This is a genomic window from Endozoicomonas sp. ONNA2 (assembly GCF_024606365.1).
Taxonomy (GTDB): domain Bacteria; phylum Pseudomonadota; class Gammaproteobacteria; order Pseudomonadales; family Endozoicomonadaceae; genus Endozoicomonas.
The window spans coordinates 1-7,850 of sequence record NZ_JAHHPO010000412.1; the positions used below are offsets into that span (position 1 = coordinate 1).

General features: G+C 48.4%; 8 protein-coding genes. 3 read left to right on the forward strand and 5 right to left on the reverse strand.

Annotated elements, in window-relative coordinates:
- Positions 1-163: 163 nt before the first annotated feature.
- Positions 164-574, reverse strand: coding sequence for an S-adenosylhomocysteine hydrolase (locus KDK14_RS07440; RefSeq protein ID WP_257264431.1), 411 nt, complete (start codon positions 572-574; stop codon positions 164-166).
- Between the two features lie 442 nt (positions 575-1,016).
- On the opposite strand from KDK14_RS07440, the gene KDK14_RS07445 reads away from it, so the two are divergent.
- Entirely contained in the window at positions 1,017-1,169 is a 153-nt protein-coding gene (locus KDK14_RS07445; protein ID WP_257264432.1) for a hypothetical protein, read from the forward strand.
- Between the two features lie 493 nt (positions 1,170-1,662).
- Here the strand turns inward: KDK14_RS07445 and KDK14_RS07450 are convergent, their stop codons facing one another.
- Positions 1,663-1,923, reverse strand: a complete 261-nt coding sequence (locus KDK14_RS07450; RefSeq protein ID WP_257264433.1) for a hypothetical protein — start codon at positions 1,921-1,923, stop codon at positions 1,663-1,665.
- A gap of 197 nt (positions 1,924-2,120) precedes the next feature.
- Between KDK14_RS07450 and KDK14_RS07455 the strand changes: the two genes are divergently transcribed.
- Positions 2,121-2,690 carry a RimK/LysX family protein gene (locus KDK14_RS07455; RefSeq protein ID WP_257264434.1) on the forward strand — a complete coding sequence of 190 codons (570 nt, stop codon included), beginning with the start codon at positions 2,121-2,123 and terminating at the stop codon, positions 2,688-2,690.
- 182 nt (positions 2,691-2,872) lie between these two features.
- Here KDK14_RS07455 and KDK14_RS07460 read toward each other — a convergent pair whose 3' ends face one another.
- The 3 genes from KDK14_RS07460 to KDK14_RS07470 form a co-directional block, all read right to left on the reverse strand.
- A complete protein-coding gene (locus KDK14_RS07460) occupies positions 2,873-5,074 on the reverse strand; it encodes a polysaccharide biosynthesis tyrosine autokinase (RefSeq protein ID WP_257264435.1) in 2,202 nt (733 codons plus the stop codon).
- A 43-nt stretch (positions 5,075-5,117) separates the two neighbouring features.
- A complete protein-coding gene (locus KDK14_RS07465; protein ID WP_257264436.1) occupies positions 5,118-5,684 on the reverse strand; it encodes a polysaccharide biosynthesis/export family protein in 567 nt (188 codons plus the stop codon).
- Positions 5,685-5,824: 140 nt separating this feature from the next.
- The gene (locus KDK14_RS07470; protein ID WP_257264437.1) at positions 5,825-7,030 is read right to left on the reverse strand and encodes a hypothetical protein; all 1,206 of its coding nucleotides are present in this window, start codon (positions 7,028-7,030) and stop codon (positions 5,825-5,827) included.
- Between the two features lie 436 nt (positions 7,031-7,466).
- Between KDK14_RS07470 and KDK14_RS07475 the strand changes: the two genes are divergently transcribed.
- Positions 7,467-7,850 (forward strand): hypothetical protein (locus KDK14_RS07475; RefSeq protein WP_257264438.1); only part of this gene is annotated, 384 nt, incomplete at its 3' end.

A 7,850-nucleotide genomic window follows, 5' to 3' on the forward strand; every position in this document is an offset into this window, starting at 1 on the left:
ATGGTATAAAAATCAGAAAATTCCAGATTTAAATGAGGGGTGCTGAATAGTTACATTTCTTTTAATAATTGAGTAGCCCAATAATCTTTTTCAACGATAGCCGGCACACCAATACCTAAGACGTCCGCTACATCCAGGAAAATGGATGAATCAACAACGCTCATTAAGCACGAACCATTTTAAGTTCAAATCTGTCGGTGCCTATCTTGCGATTGAATCGTTCAAAAACAATTACTTCTGCGTTAGCTGGAATTTGTGTAGAGCCAGCTTGATAAGCTGCAGTAGATTTTGACGATTCCCATTTTACCCCTAGCCGAGAAAGTGCCTCTTTTGCAACCTGGGCGAATCCTCCTTTGGCGGACAACATGGGTTTGCCGGTAATTCGATTTAGTCGAGCTTTCGCATAAAGGCCATAACCAACTTTCATTAGCGATCCTTCGGATATTAGCTGGCGCAATACTCTGCCAATCTGGTCGTATCCGGCCAGTTTATCAAAATCCGAACGCAAAAAAACTTCCCGCCTAGAGCGGATTATTTTGGTGGCAACTTTTGACTTTAATGACTGGCGATTCATAACTTTCAACCAATTAAGGTGATCCTATATTTAGGTTAATTTAGCAAAAAAAACACTTCCAGTCAAGCAAAAATACGACATTCAAGATTATATAGAGTTCTGTAACATGCTGATTAATATAAATTATATTCTGCATTATGTCGTATTTTTGCACTCAACACCTGAATCATCGAGAACAGCATCCTGTTTGCCGAGGAAAGTCACAGCCGTGATTAAAGGGGCGGGAAGGCTCTGATCAAATTTAAATTTTTAGGGATCCGGGAAGTTTCGGCCGGTGAGTGATCAAAACAGGTCTGCTATGCCACCCAGGAAAACCGCCCGGGACAGGCTCACGAACTGAATCTGTCCCGGCTTGTGAATAACGACTGTCTAACCACCCTCCCTATTCGCCTCCAGTTTTTTTGCAATTCAGCTTCAGGCTTTTGGCGGCATTCAGTCAGTGATGGATGGCGGGCGACATGCCCAGCTGGTGCTGGATTTGGTCGAGCTGTGCGGCCAGGCCGTGAAAACGGGCAACCATCACCAGACAATCGGTGGCGAAACCGCTGATATCAACATCAATGTGGAAAAACCTGTGATTGAAGGGTGCGAATAATTACTGTTTTTTTGTACCCCTTATTCAGGCTAAGGAAAAAAGCACTGTACAAAACAACAGCAAATAAGCAGTTTTTTGCGGAAATTTGGCATTTTTGTACGCGGCGAGGTTTTTGGGAAATGAAGGAGCCTCTGTCTTAAGATTCGCCAGTCAGCAATATGTCATTAATAAACAGCGTATTATAAGCAGGCAACAACTATCGTTTAGTGATGTTTTAGTACTGACGTCTACGGTTAAATTAAATTAGCGCCTTGAAAGGCGGTGTTGACGCCACTAGACTGCACACTGTCCATTGATCAGGCTCCTTGCAAATTAAAGTAATCCCTTTGTTATAGGTTGGTGGAATTCTGCCAACTGAATAAAAAACAATTCCCGACAATTCTCATCGGTACCGTGATATGCCAGAGCAACAGTAGTAATGTAGCTTCAAAAGTGGGTCAATCAGTGAATACTGCGAGCCGGTGCATAAAAATTTTGAGGTGAGACCAAACGCTCAGCGCCCGAACATCAATCGACGAATCAGCACGCTCAACAAACACGCTGGAACCAGCAATATTACACCGGTCAGAAACAGTGCAGCAGGCACCGGAACATGAAAATAGGTAATCACAAAGGCAATACTGCCCACTGCATCCACAATACTTAAGCTCAATGGTGCATTATCAGGACCGGAAAGCGCATTTATCAACAGCACTTCCAAGGCCAGAATCACCATAATCAGGGGGATATCCCGCCCTGGCACCCACTTTTTCATGAGAGCCACCCCTCAGATTACCCATCAGTAACAGAACCCCGGCAATCCACAGGAACACTTGGCAAAACCCGGGATAACTCGTCGCAAAACCGTCAATCAACGCCAGCTGCCAACGGTTAAAAAGGCGCAATCTAACGCCAGAAGCTACACATATAAAGAGAAGGATTGAATTAAGCAGTAACTTCATGGAGGAAGTCATGCAGTTTTCCGCCAATTTTCCTGGCCTCCCGGCTGTTGCCGCCCTGGCGCTGCTCTTTATATCCAACGCATATTCCAGAGCCGAAACAACACAGACTCAGCAAAAATGCCGGATGGGTGACCGTTACCTCTTTGGTCTGCAGGAAAGGATTGATCAGATCGATGAATTTCCCACTCAGATCAATGCACTGATTGACTCCGGCTCTACCCTCTCTTCCATGGATGCCAGAGACATTAAAATCAGAAAACACGCCAATGGCACCCTATGGGTTCACTTTGCTGTTCCCACCAGTGTCAATCAGCAAGAAATGGTCAAAATGGCCAAACCTTTGAAGCGTTATGCCCGGGTACAGACCCATTCCGGAATACCGCAGAAACGCCCGGTGATTGAAGCAATCATTCGGCTCGGGCCTGTTGAAACTCGTACCGATTTCAGCCTGACCACCCGTTCCCGATTCAAACACCAGGTTCTCCTCGGCACCAATACGCTGAGGAACCTGGCCGTTATTGATCTATCACAAGAATTTCTGCTGAAGAAGCACTGCCTGCGAATCAGTCACCAGCCCTGAGGAGTTGCTTATTTTACGGGAATCGAGCGGCAGGCATCTGAACAGAACCTACATCCCAGTGTCAGAAATCTGAAAATTGAAGCGCAGAAAACTTTTCAGCCACAGAACTCACCAAGGGCACGAAAAAAACCTTTTCTTTTCTCTTGATTTTTTTGTGATCCCTGTCACTGACAAGGCATCAATCAGGCCGTACCTGAGTAATAACCGTCGTGGTCGTAATACCCCTGGCTATAGCCATAAGCGTCTTTCCGGGTCGGGTTGATCTTGTTCAACACCGCACCAGTCACCGGCGCACGGGCCTGCAGCAGACGACCAATGGCCACTTGAATGGCATGCGCCTGCATGCGACCCGCTTCTACCACATAGATCAGACCGTCGCAGTGACGAGAGACCATTAGCACATCGCTAACGTTCTGTACCGGTGGACAGTCCAGCACGATATAGTCGTACTGCTCTTTCAGCGTTTTCAGCAGCAGCCCGAAACGTTCAGCAGCCAGCAGCTCCTGTGGGTTTGGCGGCACCAAACCACAGGGTATAACATCAATACCATCCACTTTATGCACCGCTTCAGCAACCGACGCTGAGCCTGCCAGCAGGTTCGCCAGCCCAGCAGAGCCACCTTTAATGGCAAAATTCTTGCCCACCACCGGGCGGCGCAGGTCAGAGTCAATCAGCAGGGTTTTACCCAGCTGCCCCAGTGCCAATGCCATATTGGAGGCAATCGATGACTTGCCTTCACCTGGCACAGTAGAAGTGACGGCAAACAGCTTGTGCTCCTGGTCCATGGCACTGAGGTTGATACTGGTCCGAATAGTCCGGATCGCCTCACCAAAACCATGCTGCTCCTTATTAGTGAACAGGCTGTGAATCTGGCCATCCAGCTTTTTATCAGTCAGTTTTGGCAGCACCCCCAAGACTGGCAGATTCAGCTTTTCTTCCACGTCTTTTGTTGTACGAACGGTGTTGTTCAGCATCTCCAGCAGAAAGGCAATGCCACAGGAGACAAGCAGCCCCAACAGACCCGCAATCGCAACAATCAACTTTTTCTTGGGCTTGACCGGGTGCTGAGGTACAAACGCCTGGTCCACCACACGGGCATTGGCGGTTTGCAGGTCACTGGTTGCGGATGTTTCCTGGATACGTTTGAAGAAGGCATCGTACAGATCTTTATTGATACGAACCTCACGCTCCAGCGCCTTTAAGCGGAACTGCTTGCGGTTGATTTCCTGAACCTTGACCTTAGCCTCAGCCACCGCTCCTTCCAGGCTACGTTCATTGGCCTTATCAATCTCATATTCGCGCTCAACACCTTGAACAATATTGAGTGTCTCCAGCTCAATATTCTGTCGAATACTTTCCAGCTCAGATCGGGCAGAGATCATTGTTGGATGCTTTGGCCCATAGCGACGGGAAAGCTCCAGTACCTGGCGCTCCAACTTCGATTCGTCCTGCTTCAGATCCTGAATCAATGGATGCGCCAGCACCGCCTGAAGGGTTCGGTTGTCGCCCTTTTTCAGTTTCCCGACACTGATCTGCTGATAGATATTTTCCGAAACCGCCAGCTTATGACGCACCTGCACCAGAGATTCAGTCAGTGCCTTGAGTTCATTACTGGAGACCGTGAGGACCCCCTCTATATCAATCAGCTGCTCCTGCTCACGGTAAGCCTGCAGGTTTTGCTCTGCTACTTTCAACTTTTCCGAGAGTTCACTCAAACGCCCCTGCATCCAGTCAGTGGCACTGAGAGTCAGGGAGAGTTTCGCTTCCATATAGGATTCGATATAGGCATTGGCGATGGCATTGGCGATCTGAGCCGCCAGCCGGGGATTTTCCGATTCCGCATGAATGCGAACAATCTGGGTTTTTCTGACCGGTTCAATGGTAATGTGCTCAGCCAGTACATTGACCGTATCCCGCAAAATATCACTTTCATCTGCCACTTTTTCCGGCCGGGCAATACCCAGCAAACCCTGCCAATCGGTCAAACCGGCATACCAGGGCTTCTCCTGCAGGGTGGTATTAAACTCCGGATTGTTCAACAACCCGAGTTTATCCACCACCTTTTCCAAGACACCTCTGGATTTCAACACTTCAAACTGGGTGTTCAGGTAGCTGTCATTCCCCCCCTCGATACCATAGATCTGCTCAATGGAGACCACCTTGGCTTGCTCCTGCTCAATCTGCAGGACAGCCGTCGCCTGATACACTGGCGTCATGGAAAACACCACCAGCACCGCCATCAGTATGACAGCCAGGGTAAAGCCAATGATGGGCCAGCGGTAGGAGACCAGCACATGAAAAATCTGGCGAAGATCAATAATATCTTCGTCCTGCATCGGCCTGGCTGAGGGAGCCGCCGACGCCATTTTAGAATCTGTACTCATGGAGTCTGCACAATTTCGTCAGTAATGTTGCTGCCTGGATAAATCAGAAGAAGCTTTCTTTTACAGTAATGATGTCACCGGGCAATACAGAGCCATTCAAGGTCAGCTCGCGCTCAACCGCACGGCCTCGCTCTTCACGGGTAACCATAATGCCTTTTTTGGAAGCCCGCTGGGTAAAGCCACCGGCCAGCGCCACCGCTTTTTCAAGGGTCAGGCCTGGCTCAAAGCTGAAACCACCCGGAGACTTCACTTCACCACTGACAAAAAATTTTCGATATTCCTTGATGGAAACACTGACTCTCGGATCAACAAAATAGCCGTCTTTCAGCTTATCTGTAATGTATTTCTGCAACTGGCCAACCGTCATCCCCCTGACACGGAATTCACCCAGGAATGGGTAGGAAACGGTGCCTGCATCGGTGAGGATCAGCTCTTTCTCCATATCTTCTTCACCAAAGACCGAGATCCCGATTTTATCACCCGAGCCCAGTTCATAGCGGGAAAGGCTCATTAATTGATCCGCACTGGCAACACCGCTGCACATAAGCACAAACACCATCAGCACCGCCGATAATGAAAAATATAATGAGGAGGTTCGATCCGTTTCCATTACTACAACCTGCTGGATAACTCCTTACAAGAGTCAGTAGACAACTGACGCCTGACTAGTGAGCAAAAATTTAACCGTAAAAAAAAGGCTGGTTTTTTTATGCCAGCCTGTATGCCTTACAATTTGCTAGCACCCTGATTTTAGAGAGCTATGGTACCACTCAACATGTAGACATTGCGCTTGTAACCATCTTCATCAACACCCGACTCGTCCCGGTCGGTGTTCTCATAAGAGAGGGATACCGTCGCATAACGCATGACGTTCCAGTCTACAGAGAGAGCAAACTGATTAATGGTACGATCTTTCTGGCTAACACCGAATCTATTTTGCACTTCTTCATCAGTGTAGCTGTAGTTAGCATTTGTACTGATCTTTGCTGTCCATTGGTGTTCCCAGTTCACCGAGCTGGTAGTGCCCTGGGTGAAGTCGGCAGTCTGTGGGTTTTCAGACTCCAGACCGTAGTCACGGCTGGTGCTCAGCTGGAACAAGGAGTGATCAACCGGCAGGTAGCTGACACCCACTTCCCAACCGGTGTAATCCTGACGCTCCACGTCGCTGGCTGAAGTGTCGCGATAACGGCGACCCACTTTAGCATAACCACTGGTTTTAGCCGTCGCCTCCCAGTTCAGACCCACCAGGTAGCTGGTGATGTCGTAGCCAGCACCCTGTTCGTTGGTGTAATCGAGTTCACGCTGTTTAATCTCCACCAGCGCGTCGGTTTTTGGCATAAACCGATAGAAGACTGTGGTTCCGTACTCAACGGTCTTGCGGTCACTACCTTCTTTTGTACCAGCCGTTTCCTGGTACTTTTGCTTGTTATAGTTACTAAACAGATCTGCACGCATCATGGCTTCTGTAGAACCAAAGCCGTACTTCAGACCACCTTTGGTGCGGGTAAATTCAGGCGCTTCTTTATTATCTGCACCATCAATGGCAGAGCCTGTATCGTGGTAACGGCCGAAATCAAAATCTACATCCAGTCGGTTACGGCTGTTGAACTCCTGATGAACCAGACCAGTGACACCGTAATCAGTGAAATTGGCATCAGACTCGCTGGTGAAGCTGGTGTTTTTCGCAGCCAGTCTGGCTTCGTAGGTGCTCATACCTTGCTGAGCCTTAAAAGCAGCAGAAGCGTCTACATTGATTACCGTAGAACTTTTGTTGGCCAACTCATCTTCGCCGCCTTGACGGAAGATATTGTCATCATGACCAATGGCCAGGGTTGCCATCGGCGTCAATTCCACCGGCCCTATATTGACATGACCGGCATCTTCCACCGCAGCCATCGCAGTTATTCCATACCCTGCCATAGCAATAGCCAGGCTCAGCTTGCTGATCCCTTTCATCTATCGATTCACCTTACTTTAATAAAATTGGCCGCCATGCAAAGGCAGTATAGTTATAAGCATCAATATCCACAGATATGGTAACCGACCTCTCTGGATATTTTATAATCATCCGAAGTAAATATTCAGTATACGACGCGGATTGTATTATAAAGAGATTATCAATATAATTTCCAGCGGGTTTTGTAATCTTTTTTCCGCATGATATACCCAGGATAGAGCCGACATCCATTCAAACGTTTTTACTGCGAAGGCAGGAATCTTCTGCGCAATGGGATTAATCCTCAGCGTGAAGACTAATTGAAGACATTGTATGGTTTTTAAAGCTTTTCTGGCTTGGCAGGAAATCGCAGCAGCCCTATAAAACTTTACGACCAGGAATACTCTGCTTAACAAGAATAGACGCCTGGCCATTAAATTGAAACGAAGGAAGACCATGAAATCTAAACTACTTGTTGCTGCAACCGCACTGGCAGTTTCTGCCATGGCCGGTGTGGCTCAGGCAGATCTGTTAACAGAGCTGGCGGCCGGACAACCAACCGCAGAGACCCTGGTACAGACCACTGAAACGCTTGGCATTTCTGTAGAAACCCTGATTGGTGATCTGGCGATTCAGTTCAAAGACCAGCCCGTCTTGCTTCAGGCTATCATCAGCGAAGCGATCAAGGCGTTTCCAGAGCAGGCCTCCCAGATCGTATACGTTGCCGTAACAGCTGCACCAGCCCAGAAGGCAGCCATTACGACTGCGGCGGTTGCCCAGCTGGGCGATACTCCCGAAGCTCAGGCTACCGTTAACCAGGCCGCTAATGCGGCTGAACAA